At 59.6% G+C, this 17214-nt stretch carries 18 protein-coding genes, 1 tRNA gene and 1 pseudogene; 7 read left to right on the top strand and 13 right to left on the bottom strand.

Annotated features, from left to right (window positions below):
- Positions 1 to 405 precede the first annotated feature (405 nt).
- The 7 genes from V5N12_RS08520 to V5N12_RS08490 form a co-directional block, all read right to left on the bottom strand.
- Complete coding sequence (locus V5N12_RS08520) at positions 406 to 2331, bottom strand: DUF7845 domain-containing protein (RefSeq protein WP_332898732.1); 1926 nt, start codon at positions 2329 to 2331, stop codon at positions 406 to 408.
- A gap of 193 nt (positions 2332 to 2524) precedes the next feature.
- Positions 2525 to 2662 (bottom strand): hypothetical protein, encoded by a 138-nt coding sequence (locus tag V5N12_RS08515; RefSeq protein ID WP_332898731.1) that lies wholly within the window; start codon positions 2660 to 2662, stop codon positions 2525 to 2527.
- Complete coding sequence (locus tag V5N12_RS08510; protein WP_332898730.1) at positions 2659 to 3147, bottom strand: hypothetical protein; 489 nt, start codon at positions 3145 to 3147, stop codon at positions 2659 to 2661. The genes V5N12_RS08515 and V5N12_RS08510 overlap by 4 nt, the downstream gene beginning before the upstream one ends.
- Complete coding sequence (locus V5N12_RS08505) at positions 3144 to 3719, bottom strand: hypothetical protein (RefSeq protein WP_332898729.1); 576 nt, start codon at positions 3717 to 3719, stop codon at positions 3144 to 3146. Before V5N12_RS08505 ends, V5N12_RS08510 begins: the two co-directional genes overlap by 4 nt.
- 148 nt (positions 3720 to 3867) lie before the next feature.
- On the bottom strand, positions 3868 to 4092 hold the full coding sequence (locus tag V5N12_RS08500) for a DUF7563 family protein (protein ID WP_332898728.1): 225 nt from the start codon (positions 4090 to 4092) through the stop codon (positions 3868 to 3870).
- 120 nt (positions 4093 to 4212) lie between these two features.
- A tRNA-Thr gene (locus V5N12_RS08495) sits at positions 4213 to 4285 on the bottom strand.
- Between the two features lie 74 nt (positions 4286 to 4359).
- Positions 4360 to 5334 carry a class I SAM-dependent methyltransferase gene (locus V5N12_RS08490; RefSeq protein ID WP_332898727.1) on the bottom strand — a complete coding sequence of 325 codons (975 nt, stop codon included), beginning with the start codon at positions 5332 to 5334 and terminating at the stop codon, positions 4360 to 4362.
- A 107-nt stretch (positions 5335 to 5441) separates the two neighbouring features.
- Here V5N12_RS08490 and dph5 point away from each other — a divergent pair, with 107 nt between their 5' ends.
- Positions 5442 to 6224 (top strand): diphthine synthase, encoded by a 783-nt coding sequence (dph5, locus tag V5N12_RS08485; protein ID WP_332898726.1) that lies wholly within the window; start codon positions 5442 to 5444, stop codon positions 6222 to 6224.
- A gap of 5 nt (positions 6225 to 6229) precedes the next feature.
- On the opposite strand, the gene artA is transcribed toward dph5, so the two are convergent.
- From artA to V5N12_RS08460, 6 genes and pseudogenes are all read right to left on the bottom strand, one after another.
- Complete coding sequence (gene artA / locus V5N12_RS08480; protein WP_332898725.1) at positions 6230 to 7198, bottom strand: archaeosortase A; 969 nt, start codon at positions 7196 to 7198, stop codon at positions 6230 to 6232.
- A 164-nt stretch (positions 7199 to 7362) separates the two neighbouring features.
- Positions 7363 to 9759: a DUF7282 domain-containing protein gene (locus V5N12_RS08475; protein WP_332898724.1), complete on the bottom strand. Its 2397-nt coding sequence runs from the start codon at positions 9757 to 9759 to the stop codon at positions 7363 to 7365.
- A 90-nt stretch (positions 9760 to 9849) separates the two neighbouring features.
- A pseudogene (locus tag V5N12_RS17145) lies at positions 9850 to 9945 on the bottom strand (surface glycoprotein); the annotation flags it as partial.
- A 474-nt stretch (positions 9946 to 10419) separates the two neighbouring features.
- Entirely contained in the window at positions 10420 to 11175 is a 756-nt protein-coding gene (locus tag V5N12_RS08470) for a VOC family protein (RefSeq protein WP_332898723.1), read from the bottom strand.
- A gap of 42 nt (positions 11176 to 11217) precedes the next feature.
- Entirely contained in the window at positions 11218 to 11682 is a 465-nt protein-coding gene (locus tag V5N12_RS08465) for a TIGR04206 family protein (protein ID WP_332898722.1), read from the bottom strand.
- Entirely contained in the window at positions 11683 to 12792 is a 1110-nt protein-coding gene (locus tag V5N12_RS08460; protein WP_332898721.1) for an OBG GTPase family GTP-binding protein, read from the bottom strand.
- A gap of 142 nt (positions 12793 to 12934) precedes the next feature.
- Between V5N12_RS08460 and V5N12_RS08455 the strand changes: the two genes are divergently transcribed.
- The 6 genes from V5N12_RS08455 (at position 12935) to V5N12_RS08430 (ending at position 17205) form a co-directional block, all read left to right on the top strand.
- On the top strand, positions 12935 to 13138 hold the full coding sequence (locus V5N12_RS08455; protein ID WP_332898720.1) for a VNG_1110C family protein: 204 nt from the start codon (positions 12935 to 12937) through the stop codon (positions 13136 to 13138).
- A gap of 54 nt (positions 13139 to 13192) precedes the next feature.
- Positions 13193 to 13669 carry a 50S ribosomal protein L11 gene (locus V5N12_RS08450; RefSeq protein WP_332898719.1) on the top strand — a complete coding sequence of 159 codons (477 nt, stop codon included), beginning with the start codon at positions 13193 to 13195 and terminating at the stop codon, positions 13667 to 13669.
- 133 nt (positions 13670 to 13802) lie between these two features.
- Positions 13803 to 14438, top strand: coding sequence for a 50S ribosomal protein L1 (locus tag V5N12_RS08445; RefSeq protein WP_332898718.1), 636 nt, complete (start codon positions 13803 to 13805; stop codon positions 14436 to 14438).
- Positions 14438 to 15475, top strand: coding sequence for a 50S ribosomal protein L10 (locus V5N12_RS08440; RefSeq protein ID WP_332898717.1), 1038 nt, complete (start codon positions 14438 to 14440; stop codon positions 15473 to 15475). Before V5N12_RS08445 ends, V5N12_RS08440 begins: the two co-directional genes overlap by 1 nt.
- Before the next feature lie 6 nt (positions 15476 to 15481).
- On the top strand, positions 15482 to 15817 hold the full coding sequence (gene rpl12p, locus V5N12_RS08435) for a 50S ribosomal protein P1 (protein WP_332898716.1): 336 nt from the start codon (positions 15482 to 15484) through the stop codon (positions 15815 to 15817).
- Between the two features lie 119 nt (positions 15818 to 15936).
- The gene (locus tag V5N12_RS08430) at positions 15937 to 17205 is read left to right on the top strand and encodes a tripartite tricarboxylate transporter permease (RefSeq protein ID WP_332898715.1); all 1269 of its coding nucleotides are present in this window, start codon (positions 15937 to 15939) and stop codon (positions 17203 to 17205) included.
- Positions 17206 to 17214 lie beyond the last annotated feature (9 nt).

Genomic DNA, 17214 nt, shown 5'->3' with positions numbered 1-17214 from the left:
AACACCAAATATATAGAATTATGTGACATTCAAGTTATTCTGAGGATATAATTGCCGGTTAGTTAGGGATATAAAATTTTTGCCATATCGGATTTAATGACATTACCACTACAAGTATCTGGGTAAAACCACACAAAGAATCAGTGTTCCAAGTAGCAATACGTCCGTTTCAACTGCTTCAAGTAGAACTCCGCTAACCTCTGCGGGGTATTTTTTGTGCCGTGCCTTTAGGCACACACCGTAAGGGGGCTGTCCCGTCCCACGGGAGCGAACGCGACCGTGAGCTGCCGCTGGTCAACGTGGAAGGAAGTGGATGTTAGAAAACACGGAATTTTGGGGCGAGAATGCGGAAGAGATTACCGCGAGTTTGGAGGAAGGATAGTGTTGCCACTCAGCAGGAGGGCGTCAGGGGGCGGGCCCGATGCGTGCGCCGAAGAGGGTGAGCACGGAATTGCTAAGCACACTGAATGGCCTTGAGTTGCGAAGGTCGCCATCGGGGTTGTGCCAGCGAACGAGCGCGTCCGTGAGCGTGAGCACGGCCTTACTGCCCGTGCGTTTCGCGGCCGCGTAGCCTTCGCGCATAATACGCTGAACGTCCGCTCGCGTGAGAGCGCCCGAGAGTTCGAGCGTGGTCTGATTATACCGTTCAACAAGTTTGACGCCGTGGGCTCGAACCCAGCGGCCCATCGCGGTATCGTTCGCGAACGCTTCAGCTTCGGCTGCGACCTCAGAAAGCCGGCGTTCAGTGTACCGAGCAGTGCGTTCAAGCGACTGAAAGAGCGAGGAAACCTCACTCCGGATGTATTCATCGACGTACCCGACGACGTTGCCGAAGGTGTCGGCTGCATCACCGAGTTTGCTGATGGTTCGATACACCGTCGAAGTCGAACAACCCGCTTCTTTCGCAACCTCGACGGCGCCACGGCCACCGTCAGCCATCATGCGGGCGACTGAGAGCTCTTTCTCGCCGAGATTTGCACTCAGCAGGGTGTCTCTGGCGACCTGCTGTTCGACCGCTTTGACAGTGTCAAGACCGAGATCGGGAACGAGAATGTCTGGGTCGTGCTCGGTGCGTTTGAAGTGATGATCCTCGATGAATGTGTCTGCATGAGCGTGGGTAGGGAGTCCGGCTTCCGAGAGAACGGCGAGTAGCTTCTCATCGAACTCTCTGATGACGTCGTCGAGAGCATGCCAGGGGATGTTGCCATCACCTGAGAGCTTCGCGTAGTTGATCTCGAGTTTCTGGTGGGCGAGCGGGTCGTCTCCGTCGAGTGCCGTAAACTCGCTACGTACCTTTCGTGGGTGATAGACTTTCGCCCGTGCAGTCCACTCGTGGCCAGTGATGAGTCGTCCCCAGTCCTGGCCAGAAAGGACGACGCGGTCGTTGTAGCCCTCGGCTTTTTCACCGTCCCATTTGAACGAGCCGCGGCCTCGGTTCTGCATGGATGCTTTCGCAAGGTCGTGGAAGACGCCCTCGTGGCCGGTGAGGGTTCGAGTGGCGAAACGGTCGAGTCGAACGTAGCGAGCAAGCGCCCAAGTATTGCAGTACGAGGTGGTTTCTCCGTCGTTGTTCTCAACCTGGTCGGCGAGTCGCTCCTCGGAGAAGTACTTCGGATTCACATCGACAACGTCAGCGAAAGCTTGCAGGAGGGGAACGTATTCGTCGGGGTCAACGTTGGCTGATTGAGCCTGTAATGCGACTCCTGGAGGGATTTCAGCTGGGAAGCCAAGCGATTTCGTCTCGTCTTTGTGATGGCGAGCGTCCGGAAATCGAGGTGAAACCGTGATAGTGAGTCCACGTTCGGGGGTTTCGGCTGCTTCGAGCCGGAATTTGAACTCCATGAAGCGGTCGAAGACGTCCTGGTCGCGACCGGCGATGCCACCCTCCCAGTAGCGAGGCTGGTTTTCGTCATCGTTGACGCGCCAAAGTTCGCCCTGATGAGTGAAGACAACATTCTCATTTAGAATGGTGTCGAGGGCGGTGTTGGTAAGCGCGAAATACGCCGAAAGCTTCGCTTCGCTGGGCGTGGTTGCGTAGTAGGGGTCGTCTGGGTCGTCGAGGAAGAGAAGCCAGCTTTTGAGTTCGTGGGTTGCGGGTCGAATCGTCGAGAAATCAGTGCGTAGCCTACGATTCTCACGCTCTTCGCAGGTGTGGTTTGAGTCTGCTGCAATCCCTTGGTATTCTTCGTGGCAGAATCGGCAAGCCATCTGGCCTGCCGCAGCGATTGGGAGAGACGGTTGTTCGGAGCGCTCGTTGGTCTTGTAGTTACCCCCAAAGAGGTACTCCTCTTGCGTCTCTGCGTCTTGGTCTTCGCGTCGAATATCCGCCATCGAGACCTCGTCTCTATCATCGCCTACATGGTGCCGGTCGGTCACGCACCTTCACCCCTGCAGAGTGGGCGTTGTTTCGTGAGGCGATTGCAGGCCTCGCAGAGAATCGCGATGACGATATCGCGGTGTCGGTGATTATGCTTGTGAACCTGGAGTGAACCACAACGCCGGCATTTTCGGAGCTGCCAGACGTTCATCGTCGCTCGACCTCGTCGACTGAGCAGACAGGGTCGGTGCACCGATAAACGCTCACGACCTGGCCGCGGGCGTTCGTGGTCTGCTTGAGGTAGGTGAGTTCCCCGCTGCAGTCGTCACACGCATAGCGGGTCACGGCTTAGCCTCCACGTCCAGTGAGTCGAACACTCGCGACCAGGGGAGTCGTGCGGCGTATTCCGCGTGGTGACTGGCTCCACACGGAGACCAGGTTTCGATGAGTGAATCGACGGTTCGGGCATCGAGGAGTGCGAGTCTCCGAATTGAATCGACGCAGTCGGGGTCGTAGACCGCGAGCACGTACGCACCTTCAGCGGCGAGGAGGCGCTCATGTGAGCGTTCACGTATCCACCAGCGGCCACGTCGCGTGCTCGCACCGTCAGTCATGCGTGCGCGGCACGCTTTGATCTCTATGGGCGCGCCCTCTCGCAGGACCACGAGCCCGGGAGTGCGCGTCTCTGGGCCGGTCTGCACGCCCTCGGTTGCGACCGCGTCATGCCAGTCGGGCTCGCTCGCTTCGTTCGCAACGTGTTCTAGACTCCAGCGCTCGCATGCGGCTGTCTCAACGGTGAGTCCCCAGTCTGCATTGTCGATGGAACTCACTGAGCATCACGCTCCGGACGCTGGTCGGTAACGTGAGGATCGACCTGTATCCAGCCGATGAGGGAGTTGATTTGGTTGAGCCAGTGTTCGAGCGCATGACCACACCTAATATTTGAGGGGTATCGTGCGAGCGTTGGCTTCTCCTCGTTCTCCTGGTCGACGAGTTCGAGTTGTTCGTCGAGGACGAGAATGATGAGGCGGTTCTCGTCGTCTCGCCCGTAGTAGTGGGCGTGGCCGTGGTGGTCGAGACCGATTCGAGAAACCTGACGGCCGCGTCGCGAGAGCCACGGAGGCAGATCTTCGAGTGAGGTGTGGGCTCGCTCTGGGAGATAGTCGGAGAGGTTTTCGACGACAGTGAGATCGTCGTAGCGCTGGGCTTTCTCCGGGTGCAGGAAACGCCAGCATGCGAGGTGGAATGGGCAGTAGGCTTCGTCTCTCCCGAGCCCGCCAACAGCGACCCGATAGACGGCGTCTCGGTCGCACGTTCCGATGAATTCGCAGTTGATGTCTGCTTCGTGTTCGACTGGGCCGACATCCGGCTCGAACGCGTCGGGCCGAAGGCCGGTGCTCATTGGTTTCCTCCGTTGAGAAGGTCAGCCGGGAAGGTGCAGCCGCATGGTCTCGCGTGCGCCTTGGACGGGCCTGAGATGGTGGTCGTTTGTATCGCGCGGCCACAGCTCGGGCAGGTTGTGCCCTCGGACGTGTTGTTCTGTCCGGGGGTCATCGTAGGTCCTCCCGTCGGCGGTAGGAGTACTGGTCTGGGTCTGGTACGTGTACGCTGAGGCCTGCGGCGGTGCCTTGTGAGATGCGGATGTAGCTATCGCAGGCGAAGCAGCGGTGGGCGATATCGTGTTTATCGCCGTAGACGCGGCGGAAGTTCTGGGGGACGTGTTCGTTGCAGTGTTGGCAGCGGCGCTCGTCGCTGAGTGTGAGCGAGAGCGGCATCAGCATCGGCCTCCTGCGGCCGTGTGAGGCGTGAATCGGTCGCTATGTGTGGGTTTTGTGGAAGGTTTGGAATCGACGGAGGGTGGCCTATTTAAGCTGAGAAGTGTAAGAAGTTTGCCAAGCCAAAGGAGGGATTTGAACCCTCGACCTAATCCTTACGAAGGATTCGCTCTGCCAGCTGAGCTACTTTGGCGCGCTCTATGCATCTTAATGTGGACGGATAACCGCAATAAGGGTTGCGAATCGGACTGCCCGAGCGCACCGTTCTCACGCCTTCGTCAGGCGAACGTCGAGGCAGACGTTCACCTCGTGGGGGGCGTACGACCGGACGGTGTGGCGGGTTTCGACCGTCACGTTGTAGGCAGGCTCAGCGGCTGCACGAATGGCGGCTTCGCCGGGGCCGTAGGGGTCGTCGTCTGACTGGAAATCGTAGTAGTGGAGCACGCACTCGTCATCCGCGAGGGCCACAGCCGTCTCGAGAAATTCGTTTGCAGTGTGGGGAAGGTTCATCACGATGCGGTCTGCCCACCCGGTGTACTCGGTTGCCACCTCGCGGACGTCGCCGTGGATGGCGGTCACGCGGTCTGCCACGTCGTTCCGGCGGGCGTTTTCTTCCATGTACTGTACGGCGACTTCGTTCAGGTCGGTTCCGACGACGGTGGCACCGCGCTTTGCGAACGGAATCACAAACGGGCCAACACCTGCGAACATGTCGAACACCTGCTCGTCCGCGGCCGCCTGCTCGGTCACACGGTGGCGTTCGGTTGCGAGTCGCGGCGAGAAATACACCGTTGCGAGGTCTAAGCGGAACTCACAGCCGTACTCGCGGTGGACGGTTTCTGTGCTGTCTCCGACGAGGATATCCCAGTCGCGCACTCGCAACTCGCCTTGCACCTTTGAGGCGCGATTAATCACCGTATCGAGCGGTAAATCCGACTGCGCGATTGCGTCTGCAATCTCCTGAGCGCGGGCGTCATCGTCTTCGTCGATGATGGCGATCTGGCCGATGCGCTCGTAGGCAGGCTCGAATCCGAGGATGTCCGATGGCATCGTGAGCGTGTCGCGGGCCGGGGCGTCGCGGGTGACGAGTTCGTACCCGGAGACGGCTTCGGTGACGGGAATGTAGAGCACGCCGTCTGCAACCGTAATCTCGTACTCGTCGTCTATCACACCCTGTCCGGCGAGTTGCTGTCGGGTCTCCTCACCCTCGGTCACCGGCACCCGGACGCACGTAACCTCCATGGATATTCGTCTTCACCCGGGAGCAGGCGTAAGGTCTTCGGTCGTCGTGGGCTGGTCGGCCAACACGAGTGCGGTTCGCTTAACTCGGCGCGTGGCTGAGAGGGCGTATGCTCACGTTCATCGGCCTCGGTCTCTACGACGAACGCTCTATCACCGTCGAAGGGCAGGAAACCCTCCGCGAGACCGACCGCGTCTTTGCAGAGTTCTACACCAGCAAACTCGTCGGCACGACCATCGAAGCCGTAGAGGAGTACCACGACATCACTATCGAGGTGCGCGACCGCGAAGGCGTCGAACAACACCCAGAGCCCATCTTAGACGCCGCAGAGACCGAATCGGTCGCCTTCCTCACCGCCGGTGACACCATGATTTCGACGACGCACGTAGACCTCCGACTTCGGGCGGCAGAACGCGGCATCGAAACTCGCATCATCCACGGCACGACCGCAGAAGCCGCGGCCAGTTCGCTCACCGGCCTCCAGAACTACCGCTTCGGGAAGGCGACCACGCTGCCGTTTCCCTACACCGAGTCGATGGGTGTTCCCCAGAGCGTCATCGACACCATCGAAGCCAACCGCGAACGCGGCCATCACACGCTCTGTTATCTCGACATCAAAGCAGAGAGAGGTGACTATATGACGGCGGACGTGGCCGCTTCGCTGCTGGCCGAAGACTGGGACGAAGATATGCTCGCCGTCGTGGTCGCTCGGGCGGGCAGCCCAGAACCCATCGTCGCCGCAGACCGGCTTGGCGCACTCGCTACGCGAGATTTCGGAGAGCCACTCCACTTACTCGTCATTCCCGGCGACCTCCACCACATGGAAGGCGAGGCGCTCGCTGAACTGGCTGGCGCACCTCGGGATGCTGTCGACGAACTGAGTCCGAACTAATCCACTTACCGCGCTCGGCCGTCACCGTCTGCGCGCATCGGCGCGTCCATATCGAACGCGTTTTGGAGGTCGTACTCAGTCCCTGTAACGAGAAACAGCAGGTCTTCGATGATGACGAGCACGCCCGGCAACTCACGCACGACGAACCACGTGATGAACACGAGGGCGACGACCGCGAGACTCTGGCTGATGATGCGGTCTGCGATGATGTAGGACACTCTGTAGGGGTCGTCGAGAGCGAACACTGACATTACGAGGTCGGGCGCGATGTGGAACTTCTGCAGACCAAATCCAAGCCCGATGAAGATGTTTCTGATGAGATTCAGCCCGTAAATCACCGGCAGCGACACGGCAAGCGCCCGAAGTTTGTTGCGAAGCGGGGCGCGGACGGCGCCAATCAATCCGACGAAGATGGCCATGCTCCCGATTCCCGTACACGCGATGAGGATGGTGTACGTGAGCGCGTGGTTCGGGTCGTTCTCTGCAGTGAAGTAAAACGTTGACCGAAAGTCGTGATGACCGAACTCGGCTCCCGAAACCACGGTCGGATCCACGCCGAGCAGTTGCATGAGGAACTCCGTTTGGCTCGCTACCAGTTCGATGAGCACCTTCTGGAGTGGGATGATCGCCTCGAACGGCATGAACACAACGCCCATCAGCGCCACTGCTCGCGTCAGGACAAACAGCGAATCTCTGCCGTTCCAGATGAGGTAGGCGACGTAGAGGCTTAGCGGGACTGCCGCTGCGCTTCCAACGCCCTCGATGATACTCTTTGCAACGAAGGCGAAGTGATAGACGAGCGAGAGCCAGAAGGCAGCAAACAGTACCCACGCGACGACCGTGACCGGACGGGCGAGGTCGCGGTCGCGCAGTTCGATGAGTGCGCCCGCAGAAAAGGTGCCGATGACCAGCCACGCTAGGGGGTCAGAAAACTGCGTCAACCACGCCAGCGTCGCCAGTAGCTCTCCGAGCATTTTCAGGTAAGGAGAGTAAGCGAATCTGAACTAAATGCTTTGTCCTTGGCCGTGTTTGTGCCCGCCATTTGCACCTACACAACGCAGTAGAGAGCTGTCGCTCAGTGACGTGAGCGCGAAAGAAATGTGAAAGTTAGAAACGGGAGTGAATCCCGGTATTACGCTTAGTTGCTGCGGCGCACTGCGAGGAGTGCGGCTGCAATGAGCGCGATGACTGCTGCAAGAGCGCCGAAGCCTGGACCTTCTTCTTCAGTGGTCGTTGGCTCGGACGTCGTGCTGTCAGTCGTGGTGCTGGTGGTTGCGGCGGTCGTGGTGGTACCGGAGGACGTCGTGGTCGTTGCCGTACCAGTCGTCGTGGTGCCACCGGTGCCGATCGTGATCTGAGCGGAGTCAGTCACTGCGTTACCGTCTTCACCAGTGTACGGACCGTCGTCAGCGCCTTCGGACGTGACGAAGTCGTACTCTTCGTTGCCGTTCGAGTCCATGTGAGGCATCGCGATGAGCTCCTGGTCCTCTTCGAGGGTGGAGTCAAGGGAGACCTCAACATCCTCGTGCGTACCTGCGTCGAGGTACTCGGAGGTGCCGACAACGCTACCGGTTGCGTCGCCGTCGAGGAGCGTTGCGTCGTGAATCGTCACGAAGCCGCCCTCGGAGAGCGTGACCGAGGAGACAACAACGGACGAGCCGTCGGTTTCCTGGTCGTCGAACGTAACTTCTGCGGATGCGCCTTCGCCGACAACGCCGTCGACTTCGTCGCCGAGCACGGTGCCGCCCTTGCGGATGGATGCCGTGAATTCAGCGCCGGTTGCGACATCGGACATGTCGAACTCAGCCGAGAACGTGCCGTCGGCCTGGACGTCAACCGTCTGGGACTTCAGGAATGGCGAGTCGCTGTTGGAAGAGCGGAGACGGACCGTCAGCTCGGTTCCGGGTGCAACGTTGGTCGTACCCGAGACCATGCTGGACGAGCTCTTCGCAACCGTGAGGTCGCCGTTCTGGAGGTTGTCGAATTCAGCGTCAGCGTCTTCGACGGAGAACTCCGTGGAGACGCTCTCTTCTTCTTCGTCTTCAACGTACTCGTTGAAGTTACCGAGGTCGTCAGCCAGGTCGCTGTTTTCGCCAGCAAGGCTGAAGGATGCTTCGTAGTTCTGGCCGTCCTTCATCTGCGAGAACGCGCCAGTGTCGATTACGACGAAGAACGTGTTGTTGTCTTCGTCAGTGTAGAGCTGTGCAGCGTTTGCGCCAGCACTATCGAGGTCGTCAGCATCCAGGGTAACTGGGTTCTGGTTTGCTTTTTCGTTCGTCTGCTCAAGCTTAAGCTCGAGACCGTTGTCTGCGAGCGTGCTGAGGTCCTCGTCGTCAACATAGCCGTAGAGGCCACTTGCTTCGACTTGGACAACCAGGCGGTCGTTCTTTGCGACGGTGTCGCTCTCGCTGACCTCACCGAGGAGGTCTTCGAGGTCGTCAGAGTTGGCTGCGCCGTCAGGTGCAACCCACGTCTTGATACCGTCGGTGGAGCGCTCGCGGAGTGCGAGCGTACCAACGCCCTTCTCGTCCTCAACGTCGCCGTCTGCGTCGATGTCGTTGGACGATGCGGCGCGGAGGTCGTAGTCACCAGCTGCGAGTGGTTCGCTGAGGCTTGGGCTGATGTCAGTGTTTGTGGTGACGTTGTTCTCGTCGTATCGGGTGACGCCGTCACTACCGAGTTTGTCGTCACCAGCAACGTCGTATGCGTTGGTAGATGGGCCGCTGCCCTGACCAGCGAGGAACGTGTTCATTTCGAGAACAACTTCGCCGTCTTCGTCGTCGTCGACGACGTGGACGCTCTCGAGGTAGTTCACGTCTTCGCCACCAATGAAGACCCACGCCTCTGTGGAGTCTTCCATGTTGATGGTGATCTTTGCGATGTCACCGACTTCTTCGGTCGTAACGGACTGGCCGAAGTTGATGTCGGTGTCGAGTTCGTTGACCGTAACGGATGCAGAGTCAGATGCCGTGGTGTCGTTGACTTGGAAGTCGAACGTGTAGTCACCAACGGTATCGAACTCGGAGAAATTAGCGACGACTGTGTCGTCTCCAGTGACCTGGAGCGTGACTTCGTCGTCATCAACGTTCTCAGAGACGAACGTGTTGTCGCTGCTCTGGTTGAAGATCTCTTCGAGGTCTTCGCTGTCGAGACCGTCTGCGGTAACGTCAAGCTGGAACGAGCCACGGTTGGACGTGACGTCGATTGCTGCGTTGTCACCTTGGAGGACTTCCGTGTCGTCCTCGTCGGTTTCAGTGGTCAGCGTCTGAACTGCGACTTCCCAAGATGCATTTGCAACTTGCGCCTCCTCGGTGGAGCCGGATGCTGCAGTTCCTACACCGCTACTATCAACGTTCAGAACTGTACCTTTGTAGACGACGACATATTCGCCGTCAAGGTTGTCTGTGTCGATGATGGTTGCGGCGTTAGTGGTGTCAACCGTGAATTCGGTCACGAGTCCACCGACTTCGTTATCGCTGTTTACCGTACGAATCTGGAACGTACGGTCACTTGCTGATGCGCCTGCGCTAGTCATACTGCTACCGTCGAAGTAGAGACCCTGGCCTTGCCAATAGGTCTCATCGGTAGTTAACGTATCATCGGCGTCGTTCGAATTCGCTGCGGCGGCGGAGCCCGCGAAGGCTACACTACCGGCGAACACGGACAGGACGAGAAGTCCTGTCAGGAACAAACTCCGAATCTTTGTGTTTGTGTCTGTCATGGTTTATTTATGTGTTGTACACACCGGCAACAGCACTTTCGCGTCGGCCGAGTTTGGGAGTCGCATAACCCGAGAGAGCCCGGGTCCGGCGAGCGTTACTCCGTACTGTCACCATGGGTAGGGGTACAGTGCAAAAGATAGCCTCTCATTATAAATGCTTTGTGGTACTCTGCGAATTGTGATAACTCGTGACATCTAACGAGTCGCCCGTCAGACGGGGGTTTTCAGGACGCGCTAATCTGCGTCTGACGAAAGTCAGACAATACGCCAACTTAGTCACACAATCTGATGGCTTTGGCTAACCAACACGTTCTGAGTGCGGATAATTACGCGCGAGGGCGGGCGCAATCAAGATGCTAGTTGGCAATGGATTGTCGATTTTCAAAACACTCAGGGACATGCGACTACTTCGTCCCGAACGCTGACGTTCTGAAAAATAAGTTCATTCGGACTGTCTCAGCGATTGCACGGGAGCTACGGGTTCAGAATCTCGACTTCGTGACCGCCTGCCGCGTGGGTGAACGCATACCGGTAGTCACAGCTCTCTGGGTCGCGGTACTCCTCTACGTCGCGCGTCACGAGCGTCTCCCAGTACGATTCTAAATCGCTGGTTCGAACCGCGACGTGCCCCCACGCGTCACCGAACTCGTAGGAACGCCCGTCGTAGTTGTAGGTGAGTTCGATGGACATTTCTTCGGCTGCTGCGCCGCGTGGTTTCATGAAGTAGAGCGCGAAGCTGTCGTGCTCAGAGCGCCGGAACAGTTCGTAATCGAGTTTGTGCGTGTACCAGCCAATGGCCTTCTCGATGTCTTCGACGCGGAGCATCGTGTGGTCGAGCGACCAGCGCGCGCCGTGATCGCGCTCGACGAGTTCGATTTCGTGGCCATCGGGGTCTTTGACGAAGGCGTACGAGCCGCCACACGAGTCCGGGTCGCGGTAGTCCTCGACACCGGCGGCCATGAGTTCGTCGTAGGCTTCGTACACATCCTCAACGCGCACGGCGATGTGGCCCCACGCGTCACCGAACTCGTAGGTGCGGTCGTCGTGGTTGTAGGTGAGTTCGATGGTCGCGCCGTCTTCGTGCATGTCCTCGGGGCCGAGGTAGACGTTGGTGAAGGTGTCTGCCTCCCAGCGGCCCTTCTCCTCGTAGTCGAAGTGGGTTTGGTACCAGTCGAGCGACTCGTCTAAGTCTTCGACGCGCATCATCACGTGGTCGAGGGTTCCGTCCATGGTGCAGGATGCGGTCTGGCGACCAAAAAGCACACCGGCCACCTACTCGTCGTGCCGGAAAATCCGTTTGAGTGCAGGGCCATAGCCCCACCATGCAACCGTCCAGAGGGCAATCATCCCGAGCGGGAACACGCGGGTGCCGAGTGAGGCGATGAGGCCAACCGTGAGATAAAACTGCGCGCCACCGGCGAACACGAGCAGCCCGCCGGTGAGTCGTTCGTCTTCGTGGCCGGTGAATCCGGTTGCCGCGCTCACGAGCGCGCCAATGTAGAGGAGTGTACTCGCGGGCCACGCTTGGAGTGAGCGTGGCAGGCCAAGAGTGAACTGCGTGAGGTAGTCGTAGAGATTCGTGAGATGGAATGGGTTGGTGTTCACGAGACCAAACGAGAAGACGAACGTGAACTGGCCGTTTACGAGGATGATTGTCCACGGCAGAAAGCCAACAACCAGCAGTGTGAGAAGGCGACCGGCTGCGGTGCGAGTCGAAAATGCCTCGGATTCGACCATCTATTTGCGGGCGATGATGCGGAGAATGTCCTCGTCTTCGAGGACGTGGTCGAGACCGACTTGTTGGGCATCGTGTTTCGCGCTCGGGCCCGTCACGCGTGCGAAGCGGAATCGGTCGAGCAGATTCGCCCCGAGTTTCTTACAGGCGTCTTCGATGGTCTCGCCGCGCTTGATGATGAGCGGTTCCTCGAAGTCCGTCCCGCGACCGGGTTTGTCCATGTAGACGCGGATGAGCCCGAGTTTCTGCCAGATTGTCTCTTTGAGCACGTCGAGGCCCTTCTCTTCCTCGGCACTGATGAACACCACGTCGTCAGGGTCGAGTCCCTCTTCGCGGAGGTCGTCGTGGACGTTTTCTAAGTAGTCGTGGTCGATGAGGTCTGCCTTGTTGGCGATGACCATCGACGGGAGGTAGACACGATTTTTCATCAGGCCGTCGATGAGGCGGTCGACCGTGATGTTCTCGCGGATGACCACGTCCGCGTTCACGTAGCCTTTCTCCCGGAGAATCTCTTTGATGACCTCTTCTGAAAGGTCGAGCTCGACACTCGACGTGATGTTGATTCCTCCTTTCCCTTTCTTGGTGATTTTGATGGATGGAGGACCGGTATCGATTCGGACTTTGTTATTATACAGTTCCTCGCGCAGGCGCGAGTAGCGCTCGATTTCGAACACCGAGAGCATGAAGATAACGAGGTCTGCGGTTCGGACGACAGAGAGCACTTCTCGGCCCCCTCCACGGCCGCCCGCTGCGCCTTCGATGAGTCCCGGAACGTCCATCAGTTGGATGTTCGCACCGTTGTACTGCAACATCCCGGGGTGGACGTTGATGGTCGTGAACTCGTAGGCTCCCACCTCACTTTCCGCGTTGGTGAGGGCGTTGAGGAGCGTGGACTTGCCAACGCTCGGGAAGCCAACGAGCGCGACGGTCGCGTCGCCGTGCTTCTCGACGGCATACCCATCGCCACCGCCCGCGGAGGCTTGCGACTCCAACTTCTCTTTTTTCTCCGCGAGCTTCGCCTTCAACCGTCCAATGTGCGCCTCTGTGGACTTGTTGTAGGGCGTGCTGGTTATCTCCTCGCGGATGGATTCAATCTCCTCTTCGAGCCCCATTACTTCAGTATCCGCGTCGCCCGTCGAAAAACCCTTTCCATTGCGCCGATAGATTCTGCATCGCGTTCGTCCCGAGCGCGCGACCACAAACGGGCGATTCCGACATGCTTTTGCAGGGGTGTCGTGTGGCCCTACGTACCTGATGTCCGATGCCGAACGCTTCCGCGACAGCACCCAAATCGTGCTTCCCGCAGACGTGTACGCGACAGTGCGGGACGCGCTCGACGCCGAGTTCATGCTGACGGCAATCGAGGAGCCGTCAGACTCGGTTCGACTTATCGGCAGTCCAATCGACATCAAAGCCGCGAGCGACTATCTCGCACGCCACGGCATCCCAGTGCGCTAAGGGCGCTGTCGCCAAAAGACAATTCTTAAAACCAACCGAGCGGTTGTGTCGGATATGGCTGGAACTATCGAAGCACTCGTACCCGGCGGTAAGGCCAACCCTGGCCCACCGCTCGGTCCCGAGCTCGGCCCCACCCCTGTTGACGTGCAGGCTGTTGTTTCCGAGATTAACGACCTGACCGCAGCGTTCGACGGCATGGAAGTGCCCGTCACTATCACGTACGACGACGATGGCTCGTTCGACATCGACGTCGGTGTGCCACCAACGGCCGCCCTCATCAAAGACGAGGTCGGCTTCGAGACCGGCAGCGGCCGCCCACAGGCGGACTTCGTCGCTGACATCACGGTCGAACAGGTCAAGAAAATCGCGAAGCAGAAACAGACCGACCTCCTCTCGTACGACGTGAAGAACGCGGCGAAGGAAGTCGGTGGGACGTGTGCCTCCCTCGGCGTCACCATCGACGGTGAGGACGCTCGCACGTTCAAACAGCGCGTCGACTCGGGCAAGTACGACGACATCCTCGTCGAATAACCTACACAACTGTTCTCACGGCCACGCGCCGTTCGACGCTTTTAAGTTCGTCTTAGGCGTGAAATCGGGTGAGGCAGGCACGCAGCCTGTTTCATCCCGTAGAAGCTACGAAAGCGTACTACGGAGGTGAATGATGGCAGAATATGATATAGTGCAAGCAGTCTCTCGCGCACTCGACGAGGCACCTGAGCGGAAGTTCCGCGAAACGGTCGACCTCGCGATTAACCTGCGCGACCTCGACTTAAACGAGCCGTCGAAACGTGTTGATGAGAGTGTCGTCCTCCCAGCGGGGACCGGTCAGGAGACCCAGATTGTGGTCTTCGCCGATGGTGAAACCGCACTCCGAGCAGAAGATGTCGCGACCGTCATGGGTAAAGACGACATCGAAGACCTCGGAGATGACACGAACGCAGCCAAGGACTTAGCAGACGAGACCGACTTCTTCGTTGCAGAAGTCTCGAAGATGCAGGACATCGGTCGGCACCTTGGTACCGTTCTCGGTCCACGCGGTAAGATGCCAACACCACTCCAGCCCGACGACGACGTTGTCGAGGTAGTGAATCGTATGAAAAACACCGTCCAGCTCCGGAGCCGCGACCGGCGGACCTTCCACACCCGCGTGGGTGCAGAAGACATGTCTCCTGAGGATATCGGCGAGAACGTCGACGTTATCCTCCGGCGTCTGGAAGCAAACCTGGAAAAAGGGCCGCTCAACATCGACAGCGTCTACGTCAAGACGACGATGGGCCCGAGTGTGAGGGTGGCATAATGTCTGCAGAAGCCGAGCGCAAAACAGAGGTCATTCCCGAGTGGAAGCGCGAGGAAGTCGACGCACTCGTCGACATCTTCGAAGAATACCAGAGTGTCGGCGTCGTCCGCATCTCCGGTATCCCATCGAAGCAACTGCAGGCCATGCGCCGCGAACTCCACGGAAGCGCACAGCTCCGCGTCAGCCGCAACACGCTGATGACGCGTGCGCTGGAACAGATCAACGACGGGTTAGAGCAACTCGTAGAGCACGTAGACGGGCAGGTCGGCCTCATCGGCACCAACGACAACCCGTTCGGTCTCTTCAAGAAGCTCGAAGACTCGAAGACGCCAGCCCCAATCAACGCTGGCGAAGTTGCACCCAACGACATTGTCATCCCAGCGGGTGACACCGGCGCAGACCCCGGCCCGTTCGTGGGTGAACTCCAGCAAGTTGGCGCAAACGCCCGCATCCAGGATGGCTCCATCCACGTCTTAGAGGACTCGAAGGTTCTCGAAGAAGGCGAAGAAGTCACCCAGCAGCTCTCGTCCGTCCTCGCAGAACTCGGCATCGAGCCGAAAGAGGTCGGTCTTGACCTGCGCAGTGTGTACTCAGAAGGCGTGCTGTTCGCCCCAGAGGAACTCGCCATCGATGTGGACGAGTACCGCAGCGATATCGAGCGTGCCGTGGCCCAAGCCCGGAACCTCTCGATCAACGCGGTCTACCCAACGGCCCAGACGGCACCCGCACTCATTGCCAAAGCAACCGGCGAGGCAAAGAGCGTGGGCCTGCAGGCCGCCATCGCCAGCCCGGACCTCGCACCCGATCTTGTCAGCCGCGCCGACGCGCAGATGCGCGCGCTCGCGGCCCTGATCGACGACGAGGAGGCCCTGCCCGAGGAGCTTCGCGGCATCGAAGCCGCCGCTCCCGCGCAGTCGGCTGAAGCTGAAGAAGAAGAATCGACTGATGACCAAGCCGCTGAGACCGACGCCGCGGACGAAAACGACGAAGACGAAGACGAGGACGCTGGTGAGGGTCTCGGCAACCTATTCGGATAAGCTACAATGGAATACATCTACGCAGCGCTCATCCTGAACGAGACGGACGCAGAGATCAACGAAGAAAACCTCACCGCAGTGCTCGACGCCGCAGGCGTTGACGTCGAAGAGTCCCGCGTGAAGGCGCTCGTCGCCGCACTCGAGGACGTCGACATCGAAGACGCAATCGAGCAGGCAGCCGCAGTCCCTGCCGCCGGTGGCGCCGCCGCACCTGCAGAGGGTGGCGACGACTCCGACGACGACAGCGACGACGACGCTGCAGCAGCCGACGAGGGCGACGACGACGAAGAAGAAGAGGACGAAGAGGCCAGCGGCGAAGGTCTCGGCTCCCTCTTCGGCTAAACGTCACGCCACACCAACCTACATTTTTTATCGGATGCTGGGCTCTGAGTCACATCGCTTTGCAGTCACCGAAACTGTACCTTGAATTTATACACAAAGCCGGAACCAGTCCGTGCTGAATGGCTCTCGCAGGCGTCAGTGTCCAGTTCGCCCCTGAAACCACCCTCACGACCCTCGGGTTCGTCGCGGGTGGCATCCTCCTTGGGACGCTGAGTGGCCTCATCCCCGGTCTTCACGCGAACAACTTCGCGCTCTTGCTGGCGGCAGGCGCGCCGCACGTCCCCGGGCCGCCCGCACTCGTTGGCGTTGCCATGCTCGCGGCGGGCGTCGTCCACACTTTCCTCGACGTGGTTCCCGCACTCGCCCTCGGCGTGCCCGACCCGGCGTTTGCACCCGGTGCGCTGCCGGGCCACCGGCTCGTCCTCGCGGGACAGGGACGCGAAGCACTCAGGCTCTCCGCGCTCGGCAGCGGCCTCGCGGTCTTTTTCGCCCTCCCGCTCGCGCTTCCAGTGACGAGAGCGATGACGTGGGCGTACCCCATCATCGACGCCCACCTCTGGGTCGTCCTCGGTACAATCGGCCTCGCGCTCGTTGTCGGTGAGCCGACACCCAGACGTAAACTGTGGGCGGTGGTGATTATCACTGCGAGTAGCGCCCTCGGAGTGGCAACACTGGACCTGCCCGCACGCGGGTTGTTTCCGACTGGCGACCTACTCATGCCGCTGTTCGCAGGACTGTTCGGCGCACCCGTCCTCCTCGCTGCGATGGACGGCGCAGGCGTCCCCGAGCAGGCGACAGCCGTCGTCACCTCGTCGAAAACGTTGGTGTGTGGGACTGCGCTTGCGGGGACGCTCTCGGGTGCAATCGTCGGCTATCTTCCCGGTGTGTCGAGTGCGATTGCCGCGACCGCAGTGGTTCCCGTGCTCCCCGATGCAGAGCGGACGCGCGGGTTCATCGTCGCAACGAGCGGCGTGAACACGGCAAACACGATTTTCGCGCTCTTCGCACTCGTCTCGCTCGGCACGCCGCGAACCGGTGTGCTCGTCGCGCTTGACGATGCGGGCGTACCGCTCAATCTGCCCGTGCTTCTTTCGGGAATTACGATTGCCGCCGCGGTCGGGTTCGTTCTCGTTCCTCGCCTTGGCGACTGGTATCTCGAAACCGTTGGCCGACTGGACTACACGCTACTCTCGCTCGTCGTTCTCTCCCTGCTCATCGCCCTCGCGTGGGCGTTTGCTGGGCTGCTTGGCGTCTGTGTGCTCGCAGTAGCAACCGTACTCGGGCTGGTTCCGGTTCGCGTTGGGACGCGCAGAGTCCATCTCATGGGTGTGCTCCTCGGCCCGCTCGTACTCCGCGACGTGTGTGCAAATCTCCTCGTCTGTTGGTAGGCAGAGAGC

Source organism: Haladaptatus sp. CMSO5 (genome assembly GCF_036689885.1).
In the GTDB taxonomy this organism is placed as follows: Archaea; Halobacteriota; Halobacteria; order Halobacteriales; family Halococcaceae; genus QDMS2.
This window is presented reverse-complemented; position numbering and strand designations above follow the sequence as displayed.

What these genes read in the sequence shown, in the direction of transcription:
- rpl12p (WP_332898716.1), top strand. Translation starts at nt 15,482, where the DNA reads ATGGAATACATCTACGCAGCGCTCATCCTGAACGAGACGGACGCAGAG.
- V5N12_RS08500 (WP_332898728.1), bottom strand. Translation starts at nt 4,092, where the DNA reads ATGCCGCTCTCGCTCACACTCAGCGACGAGCGCCGCTGCCAACACTGC.
- V5N12_RS08445 (WP_332898718.1), top strand. Translation starts at nt 13,803, where the DNA reads ATGGCAGAATATGATATAGTGCAAGCAGTCTCTCGCGCACTCGACGAG.
- V5N12_RS08455 (WP_332898720.1), top strand. Translation starts at nt 12,935, where the DNA reads ATGTCCGATGCCGAACGCTTCCGCGACAGCACCCAAATCGTGCTTCCC.
- dph5 (WP_332898726.1), top strand. Translation starts at nt 5,442, where the DNA reads ATGCTCACGTTCATCGGCCTCGGTCTCTACGACGAACGCTCTATCACC.
- V5N12_RS08460 (WP_332898721.1), bottom strand. Translation starts at nt 12,792, where the DNA reads ATGGGGCTCGAAGAGGAGATTGAATCCATCCGCGAGGAGATAACCAGC.
- V5N12_RS08470 (WP_332898723.1), bottom strand. Translation starts at nt 11,175, where the DNA reads ATGGACGGAACCCTCGACCACGTGATGATGCGCGTCGAAGACTTAGAC.
- V5N12_RS08450 (WP_332898719.1), top strand. Translation starts at nt 13,193, where the DNA reads ATGGCTGGAACTATCGAAGCACTCGTACCCGGCGGTAAGGCCAACCCT.
- V5N12_RS08430 (WP_332898715.1), top strand. Translation starts at nt 15,937, where the DNA reads ATGGCTCTCGCAGGCGTCAGTGTCCAGTTCGCCCCTGAAACCACCCTC.
- V5N12_RS08505 (WP_332898729.1), bottom strand. Translation starts at nt 3,719, where the DNA reads ATGAGCACCGGCCTTCGGCCCGACGCGTTCGAGCCGGATGTCGGCCCA.
- artA (WP_332898725.1), bottom strand. Translation starts at nt 7,198, where the DNA reads ATGCTCGGAGAGCTACTGGCGACGCTGGCGTGGTTGACGCAGTTTTCT.
- V5N12_RS08520 (WP_332898732.1), bottom strand. Translation starts at nt 2,331, where the DNA reads ATGGCGGATATTCGACGCGAAGACCAAGACGCAGAGACGCAAGAGGAG.
- V5N12_RS08490 (WP_332898727.1), bottom strand. Translation starts at nt 5,334, where the DNA reads ATGGAGGTTACGTGCGTCCGGGTGCCGGTGACCGAGGGTGAGGAGACC.
- V5N12_RS08465 (WP_332898722.1), bottom strand. Translation starts at nt 11,682, where the DNA reads ATGGTCGAATCCGAGGCATTTTCGACTCGCACCGCAGCCGGTCGCCTT.
- V5N12_RS08440 (WP_332898717.1), top strand. Translation starts at nt 14,438, where the DNA reads ATGTCTGCAGAAGCCGAGCGCAAAACAGAGGTCATTCCCGAGTGGAAG.
- V5N12_RS08475 (WP_332898724.1), bottom strand. Translation starts at nt 9,759, where the DNA reads ATGACTAGCGCAGGCGCATCAGCAAGTGACCGTACGTTCCAGATTCGT.